General features: G+C 58.6%; 21 protein-coding genes. 18 read left to right on the forward strand and 3 right to left on the reverse strand.

Annotated features, from left to right (window positions below; genetic code table 11):
• Positions 1 to 64: 64 nt before the first annotated feature.
• The 10 genes from QRN85_RS21895 (at position 65) to QRN85_RS21940 (ending at position 9,444) form a co-directional block, all read left to right on the forward strand.
• Complete coding sequence (locus QRN85_RS21895; protein WP_284760102.1) at positions 65 to 787, forward strand: DUF1868 domain-containing protein; 723 nt, start codon at positions 65 to 67, stop codon at positions 785 to 787.
• Positions 788 to 980: 193 nt separating this feature from the next.
• Complete coding sequence (gene rpmF / locus QRN85_RS21900; protein WP_003507205.1) at positions 981 to 1,166, forward strand: 50S ribosomal protein L32; 186 nt, start codon at positions 981 to 983, stop codon at positions 1,164 to 1,166.
• A gap of 185 nt (positions 1,167 to 1,351) precedes the next feature.
• Complete coding sequence (locus tag QRN85_RS21905) at positions 1,352 to 3,175, forward strand: sensor histidine kinase (RefSeq protein WP_284760103.1); 1,824 nt, start codon at positions 1,352 to 1,354, stop codon at positions 3,173 to 3,175.
• Positions 3,172 to 4,536, forward strand: a complete 1,365-nt coding sequence (locus tag QRN85_RS21910) for a sigma-54-dependent transcriptional regulator (protein ID WP_062587320.1) — start codon at positions 3,172 to 3,174, stop codon at positions 4,534 to 4,536. The genes QRN85_RS21905 and QRN85_RS21910 overlap by 4 nt, the downstream gene beginning before the upstream one ends.
• A 215-nt stretch (positions 4,537 to 4,751) precedes the next feature.
• A complete protein-coding gene (locus QRN85_RS21915; protein WP_112963246.1) occupies positions 4,752 to 5,735 on the forward strand; it encodes a tripartite tricarboxylate transporter substrate-binding protein in 984 nt (327 codons plus the stop codon).
• Positions 5,736 to 5,924: 189 nt separating this feature from the next.
• Positions 5,925 to 6,386 carry a tripartite tricarboxylate transporter TctB family protein gene (locus QRN85_RS21920; RefSeq protein ID WP_062587689.1) on the forward strand — a complete coding sequence of 154 codons (462 nt, stop codon included), beginning with the start codon at positions 5,925 to 5,927 and terminating at the stop codon, positions 6,384 to 6,386.
• An 8-nt stretch (positions 6,387 to 6,394) separates the two neighbouring features.
• A complete protein-coding gene (locus QRN85_RS21925; protein ID WP_062587322.1) occupies positions 6,395 to 7,900 on the forward strand; it encodes a tripartite tricarboxylate transporter permease in 1,506 nt (501 codons plus the stop codon).
• 102 nt (positions 7,901 to 8,002) lie between these two features.
• Complete coding sequence (locus QRN85_RS21930) at positions 8,003 to 8,215, forward strand: SlyX family protein (RefSeq protein WP_062587323.1); 213 nt, start codon at positions 8,003 to 8,005, stop codon at positions 8,213 to 8,215.
• Between the two features lie 10 nt (positions 8,216 to 8,225).
• Positions 8,226 to 8,780 (forward strand): DUF924 family protein, encoded by a 555-nt coding sequence (locus QRN85_RS21935; RefSeq protein ID WP_284760104.1) that lies wholly within the window; start codon positions 8,226 to 8,228, stop codon positions 8,778 to 8,780.
• A gap of 79 nt (positions 8,781 to 8,859) precedes the next feature.
• Positions 8,860 to 9,444 (forward strand): LysE family translocator, encoded by a 585-nt coding sequence (locus QRN85_RS21940; protein WP_284760105.1) that lies wholly within the window; start codon positions 8,860 to 8,862, stop codon positions 9,442 to 9,444.
• Between the two features lie 57 nt (positions 9,445 to 9,501).
• On the opposite strand, the gene dnaJ is transcribed toward QRN85_RS21940, so the two are convergent.
• On the reverse strand, positions 9,502 to 10,632 hold the full coding sequence (gene dnaJ, locus QRN85_RS21945) for a molecular chaperone DnaJ (protein WP_062587326.1): 1,131 nt from the start codon (positions 10,630 to 10,632) through the stop codon (positions 9,502 to 9,504).
• Between the two features lie 89 nt (positions 10,633 to 10,721).
• A complete protein-coding gene (gene dnaK / locus QRN85_RS21950) occupies positions 10,722 to 12,626 on the reverse strand; it encodes a molecular chaperone DnaK (protein ID WP_062587327.1) in 1,905 nt (634 codons plus the stop codon).
• Between the two features lie 351 nt (positions 12,627 to 12,977).
• Here dnaK and QRN85_RS21955 point away from each other — a divergent pair, with 351 nt between their 5' ends.
• The 4 genes from QRN85_RS21955 to QRN85_RS21970 all read left to right on the forward strand — a co-directional run bounded on the left by QRN85_RS21955 (position 12,978) and on the right by QRN85_RS21970 (position 17,300).
• Positions 12,978 to 14,735: an alkaline phosphatase gene (locus tag QRN85_RS21955; RefSeq protein ID WP_113170447.1), complete on the forward strand. Its 1,758-nt coding sequence runs from the start codon at positions 12,978 to 12,980 to the stop codon at positions 14,733 to 14,735.
• Positions 14,736 to 14,825: 90 nt separating this feature from the next.
• Positions 14,826 to 15,296, forward strand: a complete 471-nt coding sequence (locus tag QRN85_RS21960) for a hypothetical protein (protein WP_112963252.1) — start codon at positions 14,826 to 14,828, stop codon at positions 15,294 to 15,296.
• A gap of 2 nt (positions 15,297 to 15,298) precedes the next feature.
• Positions 15,299 to 15,979, forward strand: coding sequence for an ABC transporter ATP-binding protein (locus tag QRN85_RS21965; protein WP_284760106.1), 681 nt, complete (start codon positions 15,299 to 15,301; stop codon positions 15,977 to 15,979).
• 1 nt (position 15,980) lies between these two features.
• Positions 15,981 to 17,300, forward strand: a complete 1,320-nt coding sequence (locus tag QRN85_RS21970) for an ABC transporter permease (RefSeq protein WP_284760107.1) — start codon at positions 15,981 to 15,983, stop codon at positions 17,298 to 17,300.
• Positions 17,301 to 17,383: 83 nt separating this feature from the next.
• Here the strand turns inward: QRN85_RS21970 and QRN85_RS21975 are convergent, their stop codons facing one another.
• The gene (locus QRN85_RS21975; protein WP_284760108.1) at positions 17,384 to 19,012 is read right to left on the reverse strand and encodes an MFS transporter; all 1,629 of its coding nucleotides are present in this window, start codon (positions 19,010 to 19,012) and stop codon (positions 17,384 to 17,386) included.
• A 284-nt stretch (positions 19,013 to 19,296) separates the two neighbouring features.
• On the opposite strand from QRN85_RS21975, the gene rimP reads away from it, so the two are divergent.
• The 4 genes from rimP (at position 19,297) to infB (ending at position 25,082) form a co-directional block, all read left to right on the forward strand.
• On the forward strand, positions 19,297 to 19,881 hold the full coding sequence (rimP, locus tag QRN85_RS21980; RefSeq protein ID WP_062587332.1) for a ribosome maturation factor RimP: 585 nt from the start codon (positions 19,297 to 19,299) through the stop codon (positions 19,879 to 19,881).
• Between the two features lie 53 nt (positions 19,882 to 19,934).
• Positions 19,935 to 21,545 carry a transcription termination factor NusA gene (gene nusA / locus QRN85_RS21985; protein WP_062587333.1) on the forward strand — a complete coding sequence of 537 codons (1,611 nt, stop codon included), beginning with the start codon at positions 19,935 to 19,937 and terminating at the stop codon, positions 21,543 to 21,545.
• The gene (locus QRN85_RS21990) at positions 21,542 to 22,240 is read left to right on the forward strand and encodes an RNA-binding protein (RefSeq protein ID WP_284760109.1); all 699 of its coding nucleotides are present in this window, start codon (positions 21,542 to 21,544) and stop codon (positions 22,238 to 22,240) included. Before nusA ends, QRN85_RS21990 begins: the two co-directional genes overlap by 4 nt.
• Before the next feature lie 103 nt (positions 22,241 to 22,343).
• Complete coding sequence (gene infB / locus QRN85_RS21995) at positions 22,344 to 25,082, forward strand: translation initiation factor IF-2 (RefSeq protein WP_112963256.1); 2,739 nt, start codon at positions 22,344 to 22,346, stop codon at positions 25,080 to 25,082.
• Positions 25,083 to 25,096 lie beyond the last annotated feature (14 nt).

Genomic DNA, 25,096 nt, shown 5'->3' on the forward strand with positions numbered 1-25,096 from the left:
TTTATGTCATCGAAGTGTCGCCGGACGGGCGTAGGAGGTGTCCAGTTTCAGGAGCCTTCGCACCATGCACGCGCCAACCGTAACACCTCATCTCGCCGCTTATTCCGCTGCAAACAACGATAAGCCCCCGCGCCACCTCGGTGTTCGCTACAATCTGAATGCCGAGTTTCTGCACGAGCCGGGAAACACGGTCGTCTGCCATCTGGCGGAAGGCTCTCGCACGCAATGCGCTGTTGTCAGGACACGCCAAAAGCTCCTGGATTTGCCAGAGGCTAGAGCACATCTGGCCTTCACCCCCGTCTCCAGCCTGCATATGACAGTCTTTCAAGGCATTATCGAATATCGCCGCAACTGGCCCTACTGGCCCAAGGATATGCCGGGCGACACGCCGATTGCCGGGATGACGGATTTCTATTTCGAGAAATTGCAGCGATTTCCCGATCTCCCGCCTTTTGCGATGCAGGTGATACGCGTGACGCCCATCGGCCTGACGCTTAAGGGAGCAACCGCTGAGGATGACCGCACGGTGGCGCACTGGCGTGATGCCTTTGCGGATCTGTTCGGTTATCGGCACCCGGACCACGACAGCTACGAATTCCACATCACCTTCGCTTATCTGATGCGCTGGTTTGAACCGGCTTTTCTGCCGCGCTTGCAAAGAATGCTCGATGAAAGCCTTGAGGAATTGCGCGGGGCCGTGCCCGTTCTGGAATTGCGTCCCCCAGCATTCTGTGAATTCAGCGATATGAAGCATTTTGAGGAATTGATCGTTTTCGATCCGGTCTGATACGGATTGCCGGCGGCGTTGGCTTCAAATCGCGCCAGTGATTCGGCTGTTCTTGAAAAAATGTGTGCCGGGGCTGGTCAAAGCCCTGAGAGGCATGTATAAGCGCGCCAAATTTCCGAATAAAGAAACATGAGACATCAGGCCTTGGTTCTGGCTGATTACCGTGTTTCCCCGCTGAATTGGAGTTACACAAATGGCAGTACCTAAGAGAAAAACAAGCCCGTCCAAGCGCGGCATGCGTCGTTCGGCCGATGGCCTGAAGTCTGCAACCTACGTTGAAGACAAGAACTCCGGCGAACTTCGCCGCCCACACCACATCGACCTGAAGACAGGCATGTACCGTGGCCGTCAGGTTCTGACGCCGAAGGAAAGCGCATAATCTCTGCGCATTCTACAGTTTTCGAGAAAGCCGGCCTTTGGGTCGGCTTTTTTGTTTTGGCCCGTGCTGACCTCTCGCGCCGACAAAAATATGCGCGGTCCGATGTTTCCATTTGCGCCTGAATGGCTCTAGACTTCTCCGTGGGAGCAGGCTCGATAAGTCTGGCATGTGGAGGGGATAGACCGGTGAAATATCGCTGGATCGGCATTGTGCTTGTATGCCTCAGCCTTGGTGGCATTGCCTTGACCCGCGGAAGCGATCTGGTTGCAGAAAGCTATTTAGATGAAGTGGCGGCACAAGGCGGCACGACGCTGCGGTTGGCGGTCTCGGCGCTCGGCGGACATCTTTCCCGATACGAACCCTTGCCCGCGCTGATGGCCGATCATGATGATATCGAGGAGCTGGTGGCGCACCCGGATGATCAGAACTTGCGTCTTCGCGCCAATATCTACCTCAAGTCCATCAACGATCTGCTCAAGTCATCCGATATCTACATTATGACGCTGGATGGTGAGACGATTGCGGCCAGCAATTATGATGGGCCTGCAAGCTTCGTCGGCCAGAACTTCAGCTATCGCCCGTATTTCCAGGATGCCGCGAAAGGCCAGCAATCGAAGTTCTTTGCTCTCGGCACCACCTCCCACAAGCGCGGCTATTATTTTGCCTCTCCCATCCTGTTCAACGGCGCCATCAAGGGTGTCATCGTCTTCAAGGTGGATATCGAAGGTATCGAAGCGTCTTTCGGCAACGGCGAGAACCGGATTTTCGTCAACGACCCGGAAGGCATCATCTTCATGACGGGCACGCCGGAATGGCTTTATGCCGCCATCCAGCCGCTGACGCCGGAACGCATCGCCCGGACGGAGAGCTCAAGGCGCTACTCGGATGCCAACCTGAAACAGTTGGCAGTGACGCATGGCACCTTCGGCGCCCAGACTTTGATGACCATTCAGGAAGGGCAGCAGGAACGCGAGTATATCTCCCTGTCGCAGGCCATGCCCGAGGCCGGCTGGACCGTCAATGTGCTCATTGATACCAGCTCCATCCGCACGCAGGTGAAAACGACGATGGTCGCCATCGTGCTTTGCCTGTGTCTGGTCGGCGCGCTGATTGCGGCCATGCTGCAGCGGCGCAGGAGGCTGCGGGAGCGACTGGTTCATCAGGCCGAGGCGCAGGCCGAGCTGGAAAGACGTGTCGAGGAGCGCACAGCCGATCTTGCCCGCGTCAATCGCGATATCAAGCATGAGATTGCCGAGCGCCGGCAGACAGAGAAGCGATTGCGCAAGACCCAGAAGGACTTGATCCAGGCTGGCAAGCTTGCGGCACTCGGCCAGATGTCTGCGGCCCTTTCCCACGAGTTCAACCAGCCGCTGGCGGCGGCCAAGACCTATGCAGAAAGTGCTTCGCTGCTGATAGAGCGTGGTCGCGTGGAAGAGGCGTCGGATAATCTCAAGCGCATTTCGGCCTTGATTGACCGGATGGCTGCCATCGGCAAGCATTTGCGCAACTTCGCCAGAAAACCCAATGAGAAGCTGGGGCCAGTTTCGGTCGAGAGCGTGGTCAGCGATACGCTGGAAATCGTCAATGCCAGATTGAGGGCGGCGGACGCCAGGCTCCTCATGGATCTCGGCGCGATGCCTCTGCTGGTAAAGGCTGGACCGGTCCGGCTGCAGCAGGTTCTTGTCAACATCATTTCCAATGCCGCCGATGCCGTTCAGGGGCAGGAAGATCGCCGCATTGAACTCACGGCTCGCCAGCAGGGAGATAAGGTCACATTGTCGGTCCGCGATTACGGTCCCGGCGTCCCGCCCGCCATCATGGAGCGCATTTTTGATCCGTTCTTTTCTACCAAGGGTGTCGGCAAGGGGCTTGGTCTCGGGCTGTCCATCTCCTACAACATCGTCAAGGATTTCGGCGGGCGGCTCAGTGTCACGAACCTGCCGGAGGGCGGTGCCCGCTTTGACATTGAACTGGATGCCGACGTGCCGGTGGAGATTGCTGCCGAATGAATGCCTCACGGGTTTTACTGATCGACGACGAGGAAGATCTGAGGCTGTCCACGGCCCAGGCCCTTGAGCTTGCCGGACTTGATGTCGTCACCGTCGATCATGCCGATCATGTGTTCGAGTTGATCGGCTATAGTTTCGATGGCGTCATCGTCAGTGACATCAGAATGCCCGGTATGGACGGCATGACCCTGCTGCAGAAGGTGCGGGAGCTGGATGCGGAAATTCCCGTCATTCTGGTCACCGGCCATGGCGATGTGCAGCTGGCCGTCAGCGCCATGCGAAATGGAGCCTATGACTTCATCGAAAAGCCCTTCAGCGTCCAGTATCTCGCGGGCATCATCAAACGCGCCATAGACCGGCGCTCGCTGGTTCTGGAAAACCGCCGCCTTCGCGCGGTTGCCGGAAAACGGGATGATCTCGAGACCCGCTTGCCCGGCCGCACACAGGCAATGGTGGATCTGCGCTACCGGATCCGCGCAATCGGCGCTGCCGATGCCGATACGCTGATCATAGGCGATACCGGTGTCGGCAAGGAAGTGGTCGCCCGGGCGCTGCACGATGTCAGCGCGCGGGCGGATCGACCCTTCGTTGCCATCAATTGCGCGGCATTGCCACAGCATCTCATCGAAAGCGAACTGTTTGGGCATGAGGCAGGTGCGTTTCCCGGCGCGCTACGTCCACGTTACGGCAAATTCGAACATGCCCGCGGCGGAACCGTCCTGCTGGATGAGATCGGCTCGATGCCCTTCGACATGCAGGGCAAGCTGTTGCGGGTGCTGCAGGAGCGTACGATCACCCGCCTTGGCTCAAACGAGACCGTGGAGCTGGATGTGCGCTTTATCGCCACCAGCAAGGCGGATCTTGCAAAGGAGGCGCTGGCGGGCCGTTTCCGGCAGGATTTGCTCTACCGGCTGAATGTCGCAACGGTTCACGTACCGTCTCTGGCCCAGCGTCGGTCCGATATCCCCATTCTCTTCCTGCAGCTCGTCAGGGAAGCATCGGCGCGCTATGGCCGTGATGACATCGATGTGCCGCCGAATTTCGTCTCTGCGCTGGCGTTGCAGGACTGGCCGGGCAATGTTCGCGAACTTAGAAATGCCGCCGACAGGCTGGTTCTGGGTCTGGACGGCCGCTCAGGCGAGGAGGCCCCAGATGTGGACGCAGGCTCTTCCAACCTCGCTGCAAAGGTGTCCGAGTTCGAGAAGTCAGTCCTCGCGCAGGCGATTGCGCTTCACCGGGGCAATCTGAAAGCCGTTTATGAAACACTCGGGATTTCCCGAAAGACGCTTTATGAAAAAATGCAGAAATATGCATTGAGAAAGGATGAGCTCTCGGGAAGTGACCTGAAACGACCGGGCTAAGTCTTTTGCAATGCTGTCGCATGGGTGGATTTCCACCCATGTTTCGCTGCAATGTTTCGATTTCCACCCATTCTTGGCATGACGATGCCCCTTTTCCTCCGCTTGGCTTTTCTTGACGTTGCTCAAAGGCGCCAGGCAATTGCAAATAGCGTCACCCCGACCGAGGCAATAGGAGTGTTTCGGTCGATGAGGCCATATTTCATCGGGAGGAAATGATGAAAATTCTCAAGACCGTCACAGGTGCCGTGGCTGCCGCTGCCGTGTCCCTCTTTGCCCTGTCCGCATCGGCGCAGACCTATCCGCAGCGCAACATCACCATGGTCGTTCCCTTCTCCGCAGGTGGTCCGACCGATACCGTTGCACGCCTCGTTGCCGAATCCATGTCGAAGGATCTGGGTCAGCAGATCATCGTCGAAAATGTCGGCGGTGCCGGTGGAACGCTGGGAGCAGGCCGCGTCGCATCCGCTGACAAGGATGGCTACACCATCCTTCTTCACCACATCGGCATGGCCACGAGCGCCACGCTTTACCGCAAGCTCGCCTATAATACGCTGGAAGCTTTCGACTATGTGGGTCTCGTCACGGAAGTCCCGATGACGATCCTGTCGCGCAAGACCCTCGAAACCAATGACCTCAAAGGCCTTATCGAATACGCAAAGGCCAACAAGGATACGGTAACGGTTGCCAATGCCGGCATTGGTGCGGCGTCACATCTGTGCGGTATGCTGTTCATGAGTGCCATCGAAACGCCGCTGGTCACGGTTCCCTACAAGGGTACGGGTCCGGCGATGACCGATCTTCTGGGCGGACAGGTCGACATCATGTGCGACCAGACGACGAACACGACGAAACAGATCCAGGGCGGCACGGTAAAGGCTTACGCCGTAACGACGCCAAAGCGCCTCGACGTGCTTCCGAACGTCCCGACATCTGCGGAGGCTGGCTTGCCCAACTTCGAAGTCGGTGTCTGGCACGGCATCTACACCCCCAAGGGTACGCCTGCTGAGGTCAATGAGCGCCTTTCCAAGTCGCTTCAGGTCGCCCTGAAGGATCCAAATGTTGCCGCTCGCTTTGCGGAACTCGGAACCGTGCCTTCCGCGGAAAAGGACGGCACGCCTGCGGCTCTCAAGGCGAAGCTTGAAAGCGAAATCACCCGTTGGAAAACGGTGATCGAGGCTGCGGGCCAGTACGCCGACTAAGCCGGAAATACAATCGGGGCCGACGATTCAAGCGGATCGTCGGCTTTCGGCTAGGATGCAGCGCGCGTGCCAGCTGTTCTGGCATGTGTCAGCCTTGGCACATGAAAGCGCGTCTGCCTTCAAGACCATGACATGGTGCTTCGATGATGGGCCTGACGAGGCCTCATCCGCCAGCGGGGAAACAAAAAAATGAAATCACTTTCTTTCGATGCCACGGAAGCAATCTGCGGGGCGTTTTTCATTGCGCTCGGCGTCTTCTTCGCCTGGCAATCATATGGGCTGGAGCTCGGGACGGCGTTTCGCATGGGTCCGGGCTATTTTCCACTCCTGCTTTCCATCGTGCTCATTGTGCTGGGCGCATTCATCTTCGTTCGCGCCGGAAAAGTCAGCGGCGAACCGTTGGGTCCAATCGCCTGGCGCGGGATCTTTTTCATTCTCCCAGCCCCCATCTTCTTCGGCATGACCGTTCGTGGGCTTGGCTTCGTCCCGGCACTGTTTTTTACGTCGCTGATCGCATCCTTTGCGTCCCAAAGGATGAAGCCATGGATGGCACTTGCGCTGTCTGTGGGCATAACCGTCTTTTCGGTTGCGGTCTTTGATTATGGCCTGGGCTTGCCCTTCCAGCGCTTTGGCCCCTGGCTCAATTTCTGAGGTGGATGATGGAACTGTTCAGCAATCTCGCACTTGGTTTTTCCACCGCAACCTCCATCGACAATCTGTTCTTCTGCCTCATCGGCGTTCTGCTCGGAACGTTGATCGGGGTGTTGCCCGGCATCGGGGCAACTGCAACGATTGCCATGTTGCTTCCGATCACCTTCCAGCTTGAGCCGGTGTCCTCGCTCATCATGCTGGCAGGCATTTACTACGGCGCCCAGTATGGTGGATCGACCACCGCCATTCTGATCAACATGCCGGGCGAATCGTCCTCTGCCGTCACCGCCATCGATGGCTATCAGATGGCGCGCAAGGGCAAGGCCGGTGTGGCTCTTTCCATCGCCGCGCTGGGCTCTTTCTTTGCCGGAACCGTTTCGACCTTCCTCGTTGCGGTCTTTGCCCCGCCGCTGACGGCCATTGCGCTGGAGTTCGGTGCTGCCGAATACTTCTCGCTCATGGTCGTCGGTCTGGTTTCGTCCATCGCACTGGCGCACGGCTCCATCATCAAGGCATTGGCGATGGTCGTTCTGGGCCTGCTTCTGGGGCTGGTCGGCACCGATATCTACAGCGGCACACCGCGTTTCACCCTGGGTATCCGCGAATATGCCGATGGTCTCAACTTCGTTGCCGTTGCCGTGGGCGTTTTCGGGATCGCCGAAATCCTGCGCAATCTGGAAAGCGAAAAGACCCGTTCGGTCTTGATGGCCAAGGTCAGCGGTCTTCTTCCCAGCAAGGAAGATTTCAAGAAGATGGTCGGCCCCGTTCTGCGCGGCACGGCAATCGGTTCGGCTCTCGGTATTCTGCCGGGCGGCGGTGCCATTCTTGCGGCATTCGCATCCTATACGGTCGAAAAGCGTGTCTCAAAAAACCCTGAAGAGTTCGGCCACGGTGCAATTGCCGGTGTCGCCGGGCCAGAGTCGGCCAACAATGCCGGCGCGCAGACCTCGTTCATTCCGCTGCTGACGCTGGGCATCCCCGCCAACCCCGTTATGGCACTGATGATCGGTGCAATGATCATTCAGGGCATCGTACCGGGTCCGAATGTTGCCACGGAGCAACCGGCATTGTTCTGGGGCATCATCGCCTCCATGTGGATCGGCAACCTGATGCTGGTCGTGCTGAACCTGCCGCTGATCGGCCTGTGGGTGAAGCTGCTGACGGTGCCCTATTACGTGCTCTTCCCGATCATCATGGCGTTCTGCTCGATCGGGGTCTACAGCGTCAATTCCAACGTCTACGATCTCTATGCTGTCGCCTTTTTCGGGCTTATCGGTTACGCGCTCGTCAAGCTTCGTTGCGAACCGGCGCCATTGCTGCTCGGCTTTGTGCTCGGTCCGCTTCTGGAGGAAAACCTTCGCCGTGCCATGATCCTGTCGCGCGGCGATGCCACGACATTCTTTACCCGGCCAATCAGTGCGACCCTGTTGTTGATTGCGCTCGCCGTCCTCGTCGTGGTGTTCCTTCCAAGCGTCAAGAAAAAGCGCGAAGAGGTGTTCCAGGAAGAAGACTGATCGTCTCCGACTGAGAAACTATTCAGGGCCGGGCGTCTCGTCCGGCCTTTACTTGTCTTGACGCCGCAAAGGTGGCAAAGCGGAGCATCCAAGGAGACGCTCATGGCTGACGACAGCGAAAACCGTATCATTGCCCTCGAAGAGACCGTGGCGCATCAGGCAAAGACCATCGAGGAATTGTCCGACCAGCTCACTGAGCAGTGGAGAGTGGTCGAGCAGGTCCGTGCGAAGCTGGACAGGCTGACCGAGCGGTTTCTCAATCTGGAGGAACAGTCTCTCGAGGCACCCGCCATCACCAAGCCACCGCATTATTGAGACCACGATCATGACTGCAAGCGCCATCACAACATCGGCCTCAGACGTCCTGTCATTCTGGCGGGCCGCGGGACCGGAAAAATGGTTCGACAAGAACGCCGAATTCGACGCGGCTTTCCATGATAGGTTCCGCGACCTGCATTTTGCCGCTGCCAGACGCGAGCTCGAAAGCTGGCTCGATAGGCCGGAGACCAGTCTGGCCCTGCTCCTGCTGCTCGACCAGTTTCCACGAAACTGTTTCCGCAACACGGCGCACATGTATGCGACGGACCCTCTCGCGCTCCACTATGCACGCGAGGCCATCTCTCGTCAGCATGACATGGCAAGCGGGGACGAACTTCGTATCTTCTTCTACCTGCCTCTGATGCATTCGGAGTCGCTGGAAGACCAGGAGCTTTGCTTCAAATTATGCGAGCCGTTGGGTGAGCGTTTCCTTCCCTTTGCAATTGAGCACCGCGACATCGTCAAGCGCTTCGGTCGCTTCCCGCATCGCAACGAGATCCTGCTGCGGGAAAGCAGTGAGGAGGAGAGGCGCTTTCTGGAAGAGGGCGGCTTTGCGGGCTGATCGTCTGGGGTAGACTTGACCGAAATCAAGTCGTTGGCGCCATCATGGATTATATCTCCGGTATCAACGGAGCGTGGACATGGCAAACCTTCTGGAATTTACAGGCGTCATCCTCTTGCTGCTGCTCACACCGGGGCCGACGAATACCCTCATGGCGCTCGGTGGCTATTCCCGCGGCATTGTCCGCGCGTTGCCGTTGATCCTGGGTGAGCTTTGCGGGTATCTGGCGGTCATCGTCCCGGTCGCCGTCCTTGCGGCACCTTATCTCGCGGCCCATCCCGGATTGTCGCTCGCTGCAAAGGTCGCAGCCTGCCTGTGGGTGCTCTTCCTGGCTTGCCGTTTGTGGTTCAGGCAGGAGGCTGAGGGGAAAGCGCGGGAGGTTACGGTCATGGATATCATGGTGACCACCATGCTCAATCCGAAAGCCTTGATCATCGCCGTGGTCGTGATGCCGAGCGGCACGTTCAGCGAACTCCTGCCTTGGCTGTCGCTGTTTTCGGGACTCGTTGTCTTCGCGGCCTGTGGCTGGATCACCCTCGGCTACAGTCTTTCCAAAGGAAAAAACATCGCCTTGACGCCGCGGGCAATCCAGAAGATCGCTGCGACTTTCCTGCTTTTGTTTGCCGCGATCCTGGCCACGTCCACCCTGCGCGCGCTCGCATAAAAAAACCGCGCCCCTCTTTCGAGGGCGCGGTTTTGCTCAGCTCAGTCCTGGCACGGTTCAGCCGTCGAAGAATTCCTTCATCCGGGCAAAGAAGCCCGTCGATTCCGGATTGTTCTCCTTGGAAGACAATTGCTCGAATTCCTGCAGCAATTCGCGCTGACGTTTCGTCAGCTTCTGCGGTGTCTCGATCTGGATCTGGATGTAGAGGTCACCCAGCTGGGCAGATCGCAGCACAGGCATTCCCTTGCCCTTGAGACGGAACTGCTTTCCGGCCTGCGTGCCTTCGGGAACCGTCACGCGCGATTTCGTGCCGTCCAGCGTCGTCACATCGAATGTACCGCCAAGCGCCGCCGTCGTCATGGAAATCGGGACGGCGCAGTAGAGGTCCGCCCCATCGCGCTGGAAGAACTCGTGCGGACGGACCGACAAGAAGATGTAGAGGTCACCCGATGGGCCACCGCGCATTCCGGCCTCGCCTTCGCCCTGCAGGCGAATACGCGTCCCATCCTCGATACCCGCCGGAATGTTGACGGACAGGGAACGTTCTTCCGTCACGCGCCCCTGACCATGGCACTTCGTGCACGGGTCAGTGATTGTCTGGCCGCGGCCATGGCAGGTCGGGCAGGTGCGCTCCACGGAGAAGAAGCCCTGAGCAGCACGCACGCGGCCCGAACCCTGGCAGGTGGCGCAGGTCTTCGGTTGCGTGCCGGGCTTCGCGCCCGATCCGGTGCAAACGTCGCAAGTGATGGAGGTGGGAACGCGGATCTGGGCAGTCTTGCCCGCAAAGGCTTCCTCAAGCGAGATTTCCATATTGTAGCGAAGATCGGCACCGCGCTCGCGGCCGCCGCTGGAGCGACGTGCACGCCCGCCACCCATCATCTCGCCGAATATGTCCTCGAAGATATCGGAGAATCCGCCGCTGCCGCCACCGAAACCGCCGCCAGCATTGCCCATGCCGCCCTGCTCGAAGGCTGCGTGACCAAAACGGTCATAGGCCGCGCGCTTCTGGGGATCTTTCAGCGTTTCGTAAGCTTCGTTGAGCTCCTTGAATTTCTTCTCGGACTCCGCGTCACCAGGATTCTTGTCGGGATGATACTTCATCGCGAGTTTGCGGAAGGCGCTTTTCAGCTCTTTTTCGTCGGCGGATCGGCCGACGCCAAGTGTTTCGTAAAAGTCTGCTTTCGCCATTAATGAACAAGCCCCGGAAATGGATTTCCGGCTGCACGAGGCAGCCGGATTTCAGTCAAGCGTCAATTGGGATTTCAATTCGTTCGCCGTTAGGCGGACTTCTTGTCGTCCTTGATTTCCTCATAGTCGGCATCGACGATGTCGTCCTTGCCGCCCTCAGTAGCACCTTCGCCACCTTCAGCCTGCTGGGCTTCGTAGATCGCCTGACCAAGCTTCATGGAAACTTCCATCAGGGTCTGCGTCTTGGCCTGGATATCGTCTGCGTCAGGCTCGGATGCTTCCACAGCCGTCTTCAGGGCAGCGATCGCATCTTCGATAGCCTTGCGGTCCGTCTCGGAAACCTTGTCGCCATATTCACTCACCGACTTCTCGGTGGAGTGGATGAGGCTTTCGGCCTGGTTCTTGGCTTCGACAGCGGCGCGACGCTTCTTGTCTGCTTCGGCATTCGCTTCAGCGTCCTTGACCATCTTTTCGATGTCGGCGTCGGAAAGACCACCAGATGCCTGAATGCGGATCTGCTGTTCCTTGCCGGTGCCCTTGTCCTTGGCGGAAACCTGCACGATGCCGTTGGCGTCGATATCGAAGGTGACTTCGATCTGCGGGACGCCGCGTGGCGATGGTGGCAGGCCGACGAGGTCGAACTGGCCGAGAAGCTTGTTGTCCTGCGCCATTTCGCGCTCACCCTGCGAAACGCGGATGGTCACGGCAGACTGGTTGTCTTCTGCGGTCGAGAAGGTCTGGCTCTTCTTGGTCGGGATCGTCGTGTTACGGTCGATCAGACGTGTGAAGACGCCACCGAGCGTTTCGATACCGAGCGACAGAGGTGTCACGTCGAGAAGCAGAACATCCTTGACGTCGCCCTGCAGAACGCCAGCCTGAATGGCTGCGCCCATGGCAACGACTTCGTCCGGGTTGACGCCCTTGTGAGGCTCCTTGCCGAACAGCTGCTTTACGACTTCCTGGACCTTCGGCATACGGCTCATGCCGCCGACGAGAACCACTTCATCGATCTCCGCAGCGGTAACGCCCGCATCTTTCAGCGCTGCCTTGCACGGTGCAACGGTGCGCTGGACCAGATCGTCCACCAGGCTCTCGAACTTGGAGCGCGTCAGCTTCAGCGTCAGGTGCTTAGGACCTGTCGCATCTGCCGTGATGAAGGGCAGGTTGATTTCGGTCTGCTGCGAAGAAGACAGCTCGATCTTTGCCTTTTCGGCAGCTTCCTTCAGGCGCTGAAGCGCAAGCTTGTCGCCCTTAAGGTCGATGCCCTGATCCTTCTTGAATTCACCGGCCAGATATTCGACCAGACGCATGTCGAAGTCTTCACCGCCGAGGAAGGTGTCGCCATTGGTCGACTTCACTTCGAAGACGCCGTCGCCGATTTCCAGAACGGAAATATCGAAGGTACCGCCGCCCAAGTCGTAAACAGCAATCGTCTTGCCGTCCTTCTTGTCGAGGCCATAGGCGAGAGCCGCAGCAGTCGGCTCGTTGATGATGCGCAGGACTTCAAGACCGGCAATGCGGCCAGCATCCTTGGTTGCCTGACGCTGGGCGTCGTTGAAGTAGGCAGGAACCGTGATAACGGCCTTCTCGACCTTTTCGCCGAGGTAGGATTCAGCGGTTTCCTTCATCTTCTGAAGGATCATGGCCGAAATCTGCGAAGGGGAGTAACCCTTGCCCTGTGCCTGAACCCATGCGTCGCCATTGTCGCCCTTGACGATCTCGAACGGAACGAGGCCCTTGTCCTTTTCGACGGTCGGGTCTTCGTAGCGGCGACCGATCAGGCGCTTGACGGCGAACAATGTGTTGGTCGGGTTGGTGACGGCCTGACGCTTGGCGGGCTGTCCAACCAGACGCTCGCCATCGTCGCTGAATGCGACCATGGAAGGGGTCGTCCGCGCGCCTTCTGCGTTTTCAATAACTTTAGTGTCCTTGCCGTCCATCACTGCGACGCAGGAATTGGTCGTGCCAAGGTCGATACCGATTACTTTTGCCATTCTCTTCTCTCCTTGAAGCGAGCTGTCGGAACCCCGGGAGGCATTCCATTGACAACTCCTTGACTTGGATGGTCTTCCGGTTAGTGCAGCATCTGCCGCTGTCTGGGGGGTATATAAGGAGCGATTTTTCCCGCTGCAAGGCGGATCAAGGTCTCGATCGCACCAAAAAACGAAGAAATAAGACTTGCAAAAAACAGATATTGCTCGCTCACCGCTTTTCCAGGGCAGCAGAATATAAATCGCCCGGTTGTATTGCGCACGCATGATTCGCGCCGATCGTCATTTCCCTGTCATGCAGGGTGCCTATAGGCGAGGTGCTTTTCATCAAAACATCTCATTTCGAGGTTCTCCATGCGCAAACTCATCGCCGCACTCGTTGCCACCACCATGCTTGCCGGTGCCGCACAGGCCGCAACCGTCTATCCTCTTGATCGTGCGACGATTCTCAGCGGTTCTCCTTTTGACTTCAAGGTCGAGTTCAAGGGCGTCGTGAAGCCGGAAGACGTCAAGATCACGGTCAACGGCCAGGATTACAAGACCGTCTTCGGTTCCGACGTAACCTTCACGGCGGAAGAAAAGGGCAAGGAAGACAAGGTGCTCGGTTCTGCCGTAACGCTCCGCGGCCTCAAGATTGCCAAGGCTGGCGATTACAAGGTCGAGGTTTCCGCCGGTTCTGAAACAAAGAGCGTCAACTGGACCGTCTATGGCACGAGCGAAAAGCCGAAGGCCAAGAATGTCATCTTCCTGCTGGGCGACGGTCTTTCTGTCGCGCACCGCACCGCTGCCCGCATCATGTCCAAGGGCATGACGGAAGGCAAGGCGAACGGTCGCCTGAACATGGACGAAATGGACCGCATGGCCTTCATCGGCACGTCTTCGACAGAAGCCATCGCGACCGATAGCGCCAACACCATGTCCGCCTATATGACCGGCCACAAGGCTCCGGTAAACGCTCTGGGCGTTTACGGCGACCGCACGCCTTCCAGCCTTGACGACCCTAAGGTCGAAACGCTGGGTGAGGCTCTGCGCCGCCAGACGAAGAAGTCCATCGGCATCGTGACGACCTCCGAATTGCAGGATGCGACACCTGCCGCCATCGTTTCCCACACCCGCAAGCGCGCCGACAAGGCAGAAATCACCGGCATGATGCTGGATGTAAAGCCTGATGTTGTCCTGGGCGGCGGCTCTGCCTATTTCCTTGGCAAGGACACACCCGGTTCCAAGCGCAAGGATGACAAGGACTATATCAAGCTGTTCAAGGATGCGGGCTACACGCTGGCAACCGACAAGAGCGAGCTCGAAAAGGCTGAAGGTTCGAACACCGGCAAGCTTCTCGGCTTGTTCCACACCGGCAACATGGACACGCTTCTCGACCGTAACTTCCTGAAGAAGGGCACCGTCGACAAGTTCCCGAACCAGCCGGGTCTCGTTGACATGACGACCGCAGCGCTCGGCGAGCTTTCGAAGAACCCTGAAGGCTTTTTCCTGATGGTTGAAGCCGCCAACATCGACAAGATGTCACACCCGCTGGATTGGGATCGTGCCGTTGTCGAAACCATCGAGTTCGACAAGGCCGTTGGCGTTGCCCGCGAATTTGCTGCCAAGAACCCTGATACGCTGATCGTCGTGACCGGTGACCATACCCACGGCGTTTCCATCATCGGCACCGTCGATGACGAAAAGCCCGGCGATGAGATGCGCGCCAAGGTCGGCACCTATGCCGAAGCCGGCTTCCCGAACTACGAAGACAAGGATGGCGATGGTTATCCAGACCGGATCGACGTCAGCCGCCGTCTGTTCCTGAATGCCAACAATGGTCCCGACCATTACGAAACATTCCGCCCGAAGATGGACGGTCCTTTCGTTCCGGCAATCCAGAACGAGAAGAAGGAATACATCGCCAACGAAGCCTACAAGAATGTTCCCGGCGCCGTCTTCGTGCAGGGCAACATCCCCAAGGATGGCGACAGCGGCGTTCACGCGGTTGACGATATCGTTCTGCAGTCCACAGGCCCCGGTTCCGAAGAGTTCAAGGGCTACATGGAACAGAGCGACGTATACCGCGTGCTGGCCGATGCTTTCGCGCTCGGCGCAAAGCAGACGCAGTAAGCAACAACGTCAAGAGATGTTCCGACCCGCCATCGGCGGGTCGGAATTGTCGTTTCAGGCCAAATACAATAGCAAAAAACGGAGACCGTCATGGTGTACCGGCCAGACAGGCTGACACGCAGACAGGCGCTGACACTTGCCAGCATCGCTCTCGCCAGCTTTCCAAGCCTCGTGCGCGAGGCTTCTGCATCGGCTGTGCCGCTCAGCTTCGACGAGATGTACGGCAAGGTCGGCGTTCTCGGATTGGAGTTTTCCGAGAAGCTGAAGCAGTTGTCCGGCAGGCAGATCCGCATGAAGGGCTTCATGGCGCCGCCGCTGAAGGCGGAAGCAGCCTTCTTCGTGCTGACGGAAATTCCCATGGCGCTCTGCCCGTTCTGCTCTTCGGATTCGGACTGGCCCGATAACATCGTGGTCGTCTATCTCTCGGAGAAACAGACCTTTGTGCAGCCAAGCACCACCATCGAGGTAACCGGTGTGCTGGAACATGGCTCCTGGACCGATCCGGAAACCGGCTTTGTCAGCCTGGTGCGGATCCGAGACGCCGAATACGCGGTATCCTGATCATGCTTCCATTGAAAATCTCAGATCTTTCCGTTTCCTATCCGGGACTTGCCGCGCCCGTTCTTTTTCTTGATGAATTTGGCGTTTCAGCGGGGGAAAAAATCGCGATCACCGGTGCGTCTGGGTCCGGCAAAAGCACTTTTGTCAATGTCATTACCGGTTTGGTGCGTCCGAACGCCGGACGTATCCTGTGGCGCGATCAGGACATTGCCGCCTATTCCGAAACGAAGAGAGACCAGTGGCGGGGAGGCAATGTCGGCCTCGTCATGCAGGAGTTCCACCTGCTGCCCGGTCTTTCCGCCATGGAAAATATATTGCTGCCCGCCCGCCTGTCGCGGGTCATGTCCCCGCAGCACGCCGAGCGCGCAGCATCATTGCTGGAGAAGACGGGGCTTCGTCGGCCGGACCAGAAAATCGACACCATGTCGCGCGGCGAGATGCAGCGGGTCGCCATTGCCCGCGCCCTGCTGAGAAAGCCCGGCGTAATCGTCGCGGACGAGCCGACCGCAAGCCTCGATCCTGAAAACGGAAAAGCCATTGGCAGGCTGCTGGTGGATCTGGCGCGGGTCGAGGGATCGACGCTCATCATCATCACCCATGACATGCTCCTGGCCGACCAGCTCGATCGACGGATCGAGCTCGTCAATGGCCGGGTTGGCGCAGATACCGCACGGACAAAATAAGATGATACGCTTTATTGTGTCGGACCTCAGACGACTCTGGTCCGGATCTGTCGTGGTGATCCTGCTTGTCGCCATGGCAACCGCTCTTGGTGTTACCGTCACGCTGCAGGAGCGAGCTCTTCGATTGGGCACGGCGCGGGCCGCAGACAAGTTCGATCTTGTCATCGGCGCAGCGGGCAGCGAAACCCAGCTTGTGCTGTCGTCCGTCTTTCTGCAAGCCGCTCCTCTCCCCCTTGTCGGCGGCGAAACACTGGCCGCACTCTCCAAGGATCCGCGGGTGGCATGGGCCGGGCCGGTTGGCTTCGGAGATTCATTTGCCGGCTATCCAATCGTCGGCACGACCAATTCGCTGATCGAGAATACGTCCGGAGGATTTACCGAAGGCAGCGGCCTGAAAGACGCGACAGATGCGGTTATCGGTTCGGCCGTCGATCTACCGCTTGGCGCAGACATCAAGCCGATGCATGGCGCAGCGGAAGAGGGCGGTCACACCCATACGGAGATCACATATCACGTGGAAGGTCGCCTGAAGCCGACGGGCACCCCCTGGGATCGTGCCATTCTGGTGCCGATCACGTCTGTCTGGCATCTCCACGGCATGGGCGGTGGTGAGCATGATCATGACCACGATCATCGGGCCGAGGGCGAAATAAAGCATGACGACCACGATCATGGGAAAGACCCTCAACACGAACACGAACACGAAGAAGGGCAAGGCCACGAAGAAGGGCACGAGCACGAGCATGGGTCGGTATCCGGTCTGGTCGAAACGTTCGACGCCGCAACGCCAGGTGTGCCTGCCATTCTGGTGAAGCCGAAGTCGATTGCCGATGCTTACAAGCTGCGCCAGCAGTACCGGCAGGGAAATACGCTCGCTGTCTTCCCGGGAGAGGTCCTGACCAAACTCTATGCGACGCTTGGGGATGCGCGCGAGGTGCTGTCGGTCGTTGCCATCGGCGCGCAACTGCTCGTGGCTGCGTCGCTTATTCTCGTCACCTTGACCCATGTCGTCCAGCGGCGCAGGCAGATTGGAGCGCTGCGCGCGCTCGGGGCGCCGCGTTCGTCCATATCACTCATTGTCTGGGTGGAACTGTTCACACTCTTTGCCAGCGGCATAGCTCTTGGCTTTGCGATCGGCTTTGCTGCCGCCAAAACCATCACCGCTCATCTGGTCGTAAAAAGCGGCGTTGCCATGCCCGTCGAATTCGCGCGATCCGACCTGTTGCAGCTGTCTGTCCTCCTGGCAGTCGCGGCGGTTCTGGCAATTCTGCCGGCGTGGCTTGCCTACAGGCAATCGCCTGTAGAAGCGCTGCGCAGCTGATCAGAGCGACGCCCTTAGGGCGTCTTGACCAGACGTTCAGGCCGCAGGGTAACTCTTGCGGCCTTTTCCTTCGACCGTTTCGCTCAGGGAGGGTCGATATGCGCCTTGTGGAAGATGTCATCCTGGGGCGGAATGGCCTGCCGCTCGATCATGCGGTGGACACGCGGGCGCGTATCGCCACGGTGAAGTTTGAGAATGCCGTCCCAGCTCTCCGCATCGGCCTGGGTTCGCCGTTGATTGTGCCGCACATATTCCACCCAGGTCGGAACATGGTAGATTTCCGTCCAGATGTCAGGATTTTCAAGGTCGCGCATCAATGTCCAGTTCTGCGCTCCGTCCCGCAGGCGGATGCGCCGGCGTTCCACCATCAGCGTCATGAACTCCGCCAGATCGGAATCGTCGATTTCATAGTCGACCATAATGGCGATGGGACCGCTTCTCGGCTTGATATCGAGGCGAAGATTGGGCTCGACGAAACGATTGAGCGGGTCGAGATTGAGCGACGCAAAGGCAGGCATGGCCAATTTGAACCCGACCAGGACGCCAAACAGCATCAGCACGCACGAACAGAGCAGGGAGTAGGACAGGCCGTAATTTTCTGCCAGCGAGCCCCAGAGCCAGCTGCCCACGGCTATGCCGCCGAATGTCAGGGTCTGGTAGAGCGAGAGCGCTCTGCCGACCACCCAACGGGGGGTGGAAAGCTGCACGATGGTGTTGAAGAGAGAAAGAGCGAGAACCCAGCTTGCGCCGGAGACCGTCAGCACAAGAGCGGTCAAGATCGCGTTGGTACTGACTGCGGTGACTGCGGCACTCAGGGCAAAGCCGAGAAATGCCACACGCACGATCCATTCGCTGCTCAGGGCTTCACGCAGGCGGGCGCTGATCAGCGCGCCGCCGATGGCGCCGACGCCAAAGGCTCCCAGCATGATACCGTAGGTCAGCGGCCCACCCTGCACCAAATCGCGGGCAACGAGCGGCATCAAAGCCAGAATGGCGCTGGCTGAAAGGCCGAAAAGAAAGCCGCGCACCAATACCTTGCCGATATTGGGCGACATGGCCACGTAGCGCATTCCGGCGGAAATGGCCGCCAGCAGCTGTTCACGCGGAAGCGTCGAGGTATTCTTCGGCGGCTGCCATTTGATCAGCGCGTAGATGAGCGTGAAATAGCTGAAGGTATTGACGAGAAACGCGGCTGCAGCACCCGCTATCGCAACAATCACGCCGCCGATGGCCGGACCGACGCTGCGGGTGATATTGAACCCGACGCTGTTGAGCGTCACCGCTGCCGGCAAATCCTCGCGCGGCACCATTTCCCCGACAGAGGCCTGCCATGAGGGATTGTTAAGTGCTGTTCCGCATCCGATCATGAAGGTGAAAAACAGCAGCAGCCACGGCGATAACCAGTCGGACCATGCAAAAACGGTCAGCATGACGGACGCGGTCAGCATCAACAGCTGGGCCGAAATCATGATGCGACGCCTGTCGAAACTGTCGGCGAGCGCCCCGGAAACGAGCGAAAACAGCATGATCGGCAGGGAGGTCGATGCCTGCACCAGCGCAATCATGTTTTCCGAAGACGACAGCGCCGTCATCATCCAGGCCGCACCGACCGCCTGGATCAGCCCGCCGAAGTTCGAGGCGATGCTTGCAAACCATATCGTTCGGTAGGTTTGATGCTTGAGCGGTGCAAGGGGAGATTTTCTATCGGGCACGGGCAGTCCAATGATGCAATTGCTGGTGATCCGGCTGACACTATAGACGCCGTTTGGAAGGATGCCACTGTTTCAGCCGGTGCCGCGGTAAAATTGTGACGAAAGGCAATTTCGCTGCATGTCAGCGCCATCCTTGCATTGTCGGCGATTAGGGTTTATACCGTCTTTCAAATTCTTGATCGTCTGATGAAGAGTGGGGCCGCAAGGCTCCGCTCTTTTTCGTTAGGCGCCCCATTAACCGGGACAAAGCGTTCCGGTTGCAGACAAAAGACCGGAAGGCCAGAATGGCAGACGCCGAACCAAGACTGATAACCGAAACAGGCATCGACCAGCGGATCGCGGAAATTATCGAACCGGTTCTGACCGGAATGGGCTTTCTGCTGGTTCGCGTGCGCCTATCCAGTCAGAACGGTTCGACATTGCAGATCATGGCCGAGCGTGAAGACGGCACCATGACCGTGCAGGACTGCGAAGCGCTGTCCATGGCGATTTCTCCTGTTCTGGATGTGGAAGATCCCGTCGAGAAGGCGTATCATCTGGAAGTGTCATCGCCCGGCATTGACCGGCCAATGGTGCGAAAGATGGATTTTGTTCGCTGGCAGGGCCATATCGTCAAGGTCGAGACATCGATCCTGGTTGATAACCGGAAGCGTTTTCGCGGCAAGATCGCCAGCGTGGAGGCCGATGGCTTCAAGCTTGAGCGCGATCAGATTGCATACGGCGAGGAGCCGGTGGTCACCATACCATTCAATACGCTTTCCGACGCGAAGCTCATTCTGACGGACGATCTTATTCGTGACGCCCTGAAGGCGGACAAGCTGGCCAAGGCCGCTGCCGCCAATCAGAACGAAGAAGCAGACGAAGACTAAATCCAACGTAAGCCCTGACAACGCGGGCAAAACGACTGACGGAGACACAAAAAATGGCAGTAAGTGCTAACCGGCTTGAGCTTCTGCAGATCGCCGATGCTGTGGCGCGCGAAAAGGTCATCGACCGAGAAATCGTGCTGGCCGCAATGGCCGACGCTATCCAGAAGGCTGCCCGCTCGCGTTATGGTTCCGAGACCAATATCCGCGCAGACATCAACTCTAAGACCGGTGAAATCCGTCTGCAGCGTCTGCTCGAAGTTGTCGAAAAGGCCGAAGACTACGGCACGCAGATCCCGCTGGAACTGGCGCGCGACCGCAACGTCGATGCCAAGATTGGCGATTACATCGCTGATCCGCTGCCGCCAATGGATTTCGGCCGTATCGCTGCCCAGTCCGCCAAGCAGGTCATCGTCCAGAAGGTTCGTGAAGCTGAGCGTGACCGCCAGTATGACGAGTTCAAGGATCGCATCGGCGAAATCATCAACGGTACCGTCAAGCGCGTCGAATATGGCAATGTCATTGTCGACCTCGGCCGTGGCGAAGGCATCATCCGTCGTGACGAGATGATTCCACGCGAAAACCTGCGTTACGGTGATCGCGTTCGTGCCTTCGTTTACGACGTGCGCCGCGAACAGCGTGGTCCGCAGATCTTCCTGTCGCGTACCCATCCGCAGTTCATGGTCAAGCTCTTCACCATGGAAGTGCCTGAAATCTATGACGGCATCATCCAGATCAAGTCGGTTGCCCGTGATCCGGGTTCGCGCGCCAAGATCGCCGTCATCTCCAATGATAGCTCCATCGATCCCGTCGGCGCCTGCGTCGGTATGCGCGGTTCGCGCGTACAGGCGGTTGTCGGCGAGCTTCAGGGCGAAAAGATCGACATCATTCCATGGAGCCAGGATCCTGCTTCCTTCATCGTCAACGCCCTTCAGCCGGCAGAAGTCGCCAAGGTCGTTCTGGATGAAGAAGCCGAGCGCATCGAAGTCGTGGTACCGGATGAGCAGCTGTCGCTGGCCATCGGTCGTCGCGGTCAAAACGTGCGTCTGGCATCGCAGCTGACCGGCTGGGATATCGACATCATGACGGAGCAGGAAGAATCCGAGCGCCGCCAGAAGGAATTCAACGAACGCACCGGCATCTTCATGGAAGCGCTGGACGTGGACGAAATGGTCGGTCAGGTTCTGGCTTCGGAAGGCTTTGCGCAGGTTGAAGAACTTGCTTACGTCGATCTGAGCGAAATCTCCTCCATCGATGGTTTCGATGAGGATACCGCCGTCGAAATTCAGACACGCGCCAAGGAATATCTGGAGCGTATCGAGACTGAAATGGATGCCAAGCGCAAGGAACTCGGCGTTTCCGACGAGCTGCGCCAGATTGAAGGCCTAACATCGCAGATGATGGTGGCCCTCGGTGAGGAAGGCGTGAAGAATATCGAAGATCTCGCCGGCTGCGCGGCCGACGACCTCGTTGGCTGGAGCGAACGCAAGGACGGCGAAACCAAGAAGTTCGACGGCATCTTCTCCAAGCTCGACGTTTCGCGCGTCGAAGCCGAGAACATGGTCGTTCAGGCCCGCCTTCTGGCTGGCTGGATTACCGCTGAAGATCTTGCTGCAGAGCAGGAAGAGGCAGCGACCGAGGAGGCGGATACCGCCGATCAGGAATGATTTCGCAAGCGCATGAGCCTGATGACCTGCTGGACGATGAGCGGCGGGTCGAAGGTACAGGCAGCGAGCGGACGTGCATTGTAACGCGGCAGATTGGAACACCCGACGAGTTGGTCCGTTTTGTCGCAGGCCCGGACAAAAGCGTTGTGCCGGACCTGAAACGCCAATTGCCAGGGCGCGGATGCTGGGTCACCCCCGAGCGCGCCCTGATCGAAAAGGCCCTTGCGAAGAAGCTTTTCGCACGTGCCTTGAAGACAGATGTAAAGGCTGGACCTGAACTCCTGGAGTTGATGGACCGGCTTCTGGCGCAGCAACTGGCCGGTATGATGAACATGGCGCGCAAGGCGGGCCAGTTCATCAGCGGGGCCACCAAGGTGGATGCGGCTGTCCGTTCCGGAAATACCCTTGCGGTTTTCCATGCGACGGATGCCGCCGCCGATGGCGTCAGAAAGATAAACCAGGCCCGAAAGGCCTGGACCCTCGGTTCAGGAACCGAGACAGAAATACCGTCCTTTCATCTGTTCAGTGAGCAGGAAATGGACGAACTGATGGGCCAGAATGCTTTTATCCATGCCTGCGCGCTTGCGGGACAGGCGGGTGAGGGTGTAGTGAAGCGCGCAAAGATGCTTGAGCGGTATCGCCATGGCGAGAAACCTCAAGGCGAAATTGACGCTGCCCGGACGGAAAGACAATGACGCGGTTATCGGACATGACCGTCTGCCGCGTTCGGATACAGCAATTGTAGAGACTAGAGTCTGGTGACGTCATCCGGCTCTCGTCTGAAGGAACGGGAACGGAATGACCGATAACAACGACGACAAGACACTCAACGCACCAGCCAAGAAGACCCTCACCCTCAAGCCGGGTGGAGCGTCTCAGGGGACTGTGCGTCAAGATATGGGTCGAGGTCGCACGAACGCGGTTGTGGTGGAAACACGCAAGCGCCGTCCCTTGCGTCCTGAAGACGAAAAGCATGTTGTAACACCGATTACACCACAGCCACGCCCGGCGGCACCTGCCGCCGCCGCCGCGCCTGCTGCTGCACGTCCGCAGCAGCCACAGCAGCGCGTCCACCAGTCCGGCAACCAGCAGCGTCAGCAGCCATCGCAGCAGCAACCTCGCCAGCCTGAGCGTCCGCGCGGAAACGTGCTGCACGATCTGTCTGCCGGTGAGATGGATGCCCGCCGCCGTGCGCTCGCAGAAGCGCAGGCCCGCGACATCGTCGAAGCCAAGCAGCGCGCTGAAGACGAAGCCCGTCGCAAGGTAGAAGAAGAAGCGCGCCTTGCCGCCGAAAAGGCAGAAGCAGAACGCCGCGCGAAGGAAGAAGCCGAAGCTGCAAAGCTCGCTGCCTCCCAGCCGCAGACGGAAGAAAAGGTCGAGCGTCCGGTTGAAAGACCCGCCGCTGCCGCTGCTGCCCAGCCTGCCCGCCAGGATGGACGTCCGCAGTCTACGACCCGCACAGCTGCGCCAACGCCAGCCGCTCCCCTGCCGCTCCCGGCTCGTGGTGCTCCAGGCGCTCGCCGCGTCGAAAAGGATGATGATGACGATCGCGGTCCACGCCGTGGCAACCTGCCGGTTCGCGGCAAGGTCGCGGCACCCGCACCGGCAAAGCCTGCTGCCCGTCTGAAGACGGAAGAAGAGCGTCGCCGTGGCAAGCTCACCGTCACATCCAACCTTGAGGAAGATGGCAGCCCACGTGGCCGTTCGCTTTCCGCCATGCGCCGTCGCCAGGAAAAATTCCGTCGTGGCCAGATGCAGGAAACCCGCGAAAAGGTCATGCGCGAAGTCATTTTGCCTGAGACCATCACCATTCAGGAACTGTCGCAGCGTATGTCCGAACGGGCTGTCGATGTGATCAAGTATCTGATGAAGGAAGGCCAGATGATGAAGCCGGGCGACGTCATCGACGCCGATCTGGCTGAACTGATCGCTGGCGAATTCGGCCACACCGTCAAGCGTGTTTCCGAATCCGACGTCGAAGAAGGCATTTTCAACATCTCCGACGACGATGGCGGCGAACTCGTGTCGCGTCCTCCTGTCGTTACCATCATGGGTCACGTCGACCACGGCAAGACATCGCTGCTCGACGCCATCCGTCAGACCAGCGTTGTCTCGGGTGAAGCCGGTGGCATCACCCAGCATATTGGTGCCTATCAGGTCGAGAAGAACGGTCACAAGATCACCTTCATCGATACCCCCGGCCACGCCGCCTTTACGGCCATGCGTGCTCGTGGTGCACAGGCAACCGACATCGCCATTCTGGTTGTCGCCGCTGACGACAGCGTGATGCCGCAGACGATTGAATCGATCAACCACGCCAAGGCGGCCAATGTGCCGATCATCGTGGCGATCAACAAGATCGACAAGCACGAGGCAAACCCCGAAAAGGTTCGCCAGCAGCTTCTGCAGCACGAAGTCTTCGTGGAATCCATGGGTGGCGAAGTTCTTGACGTCGAAGTCTCGGCCAAGAACAAGCTCAACCTCGACAAGCTGCTCGAAGCCGTTCTGCTTCAGGCCGAAATTCTAGACCTGAAGGCCAATGTCAACCGCACCGCGGAAGGCACGGTCATCGAAGCCCAGCTCGATCGCGGTCGTGGTGCCGTTGCAACGGTTCTCGTCCAGAAGGGCACGCTGCGTCCGGGCCAGATCATCGTGGCCGGCGACCAGTGGGGCCGTGTTCGCGCGCTTGTCAACGACAAGGGCGATCACGTTAAGGAAGCCGGTCCGGCCATGCCGGTCGAGGTTCTCGGCCTTTCGGGTACGCCATCTGCCGGTGATCGCTTCGCGGTCGTTGAAAACGAAAGCCGTGCCCGCGAGATTTCCGAGTACCGTCAGCGTCTGGCCCGTGACAAGGCCGTGGCACGTCAGACTGGCCAGCGCGGTTCGCTGGAGCAGATGATGAGCCAGCTACAGACCTCCGGTCGCAAGGACTTCCCGCTGCTCATCAAGGGCGACGTGCAGGGTTCGATCGAAGCCATTGCCGGTGCATTGGAAAAGCTGGGTACGGACGAAGTTCGCGCACGCATCATCCATTCGGGTGCCGGTGGTATCACCGAGTCGGATATCTCGCTTGCGGAAGCATCGAACGCAGCCATCATCGGCTTCAACGTTCGTGCCAATGCACAGGCTCGTACCGCTGCCGAGCGGGCTGGCATCGAAATTCGCTACTACAACATCATCTACGATCTGGTGGATGACGTGAAGTCTGCGATGTCGGGCCTCCTGTCTCCGGAACGTCGCGAAACCTTCCTCGGCAACGCGGAAATCCTGGAAGTCTTCAACATCACCAAGGTCGGCAAGGTTGCCGGTTGCCGTGTGGTCGAAGGCAAGGTGGAACGTGGTGCAGGCGTTCGTCTGGTGCGCGACAATGTCGTCATCCACGAAGGCAAGCTCAAGACGCTCAAGCGCTTCAAGGACGAAGTCTCCGAAGTGCCAGTCGGTCAGGAGTGCGGTATGGCGTTCGAGAATTACGAAGACATCCGCGCTGGCGACACGATCGAGTGCTTCCGCGTAGAGCATATCACCAGAACGCTCTAAGCGTTTCGCCACAA

It is taken from the genome of Agrobacterium sp. fls2-241-TYG-188a, assembly GCF_030209845.1.

Bases quoted from the DNA above. Each gene is read 5' to 3' on its own strand.
- QRN85_RS21895 (WP_284760102.1), top strand. From the start codon at position 65: ATGCACGCGCCAACCGTAACACCTCATCTCGCCGCTTATTCCGCTGCA.
- rpmF (WP_003507205.1), top strand. From the start codon at position 981: ATGGCAGTACCTAAGAGAAAAACAAGCCCGTCCAAGCGCGGCATGCGT.
- QRN85_RS21910 (WP_062587320.1), top strand. From the start codon at position 3,172: ATGAATGCCTCACGGGTTTTACTGATCGACGACGAGGAAGATCTGAGG.
- QRN85_RS21915 (WP_112963246.1), top strand. From the start codon at position 4,752: ATGAAAATTCTCAAGACCGTCACAGGTGCCGTGGCTGCCGCTGCCGTG.
- QRN85_RS21920 (WP_062587689.1), top strand. From the start codon at position 5,925: ATGAAATCACTTTCTTTCGATGCCACGGAAGCAATCTGCGGGGCGTTT.
- QRN85_RS21925 (WP_062587322.1), top strand. From the start codon at position 6,395: ATGGAACTGTTCAGCAATCTCGCACTTGGTTTTTCCACCGCAACCTCC.
- QRN85_RS21930 (WP_062587323.1), top strand. From the start codon at position 8,003: ATGGCTGACGACAGCGAAAACCGTATCATTGCCCTCGAAGAGACCGTG.
- QRN85_RS21935 (WP_284760104.1), top strand. From the start codon at position 8,226: ATGACTGCAAGCGCCATCACAACATCGGCCTCAGACGTCCTGTCATTC.
- QRN85_RS21940 (WP_284760105.1), top strand. From the start codon at position 8,860: ATGGCAAACCTTCTGGAATTTACAGGCGTCATCCTCTTGCTGCTGCTC.
- dnaJ (WP_062587326.1), bottom strand. From the start codon at position 10,632: ATGGCGAAAGCAGACTTTTACGAAACACTTGGCGTCGGCCGATCCGCC.
- dnaK (WP_062587327.1), bottom strand. From the start codon at position 12,626: ATGGCAAAAGTAATCGGTATCGACCTTGGCACGACCAATTCCTGCGTC.
- QRN85_RS21955 (WP_113170447.1), top strand. From the start codon at position 12,978: ATGCGCAAACTCATCGCCGCACTCGTTGCCACCACCATGCTTGCCGGT.
- QRN85_RS21960 (WP_112963252.1), top strand. From the start codon at position 14,826: ATGGTGTACCGGCCAGACAGGCTGACACGCAGACAGGCGCTGACACTT.
- QRN85_RS21965 (WP_284760106.1), top strand. From the start codon at position 15,299: ATGCTTCCATTGAAAATCTCAGATCTTTCCGTTTCCTATCCGGGACTT.
- QRN85_RS21970 (WP_284760107.1), top strand. From the start codon at position 15,981: ATGATACGCTTTATTGTGTCGGACCTCAGACGACTCTGGTCCGGATCT.
- rimP (WP_062587332.1), top strand. From the start codon at position 19,297: ATGGCAGACGCCGAACCAAGACTGATAACCGAAACAGGCATCGACCAG.
- nusA (WP_062587333.1), top strand. From the start codon at position 19,935: ATGGCAGTAAGTGCTAACCGGCTTGAGCTTCTGCAGATCGCCGATGCT.
- QRN85_RS21990 (WP_284760109.1), top strand. From the start codon at position 21,542: ATGATTTCGCAAGCGCATGAGCCTGATGACCTGCTGGACGATGAGCGG.
- infB (WP_112963256.1), top strand. From the start codon at position 22,344: ATGACCGATAACAACGACGACAAGACACTCAACGCACCAGCCAAGAAG.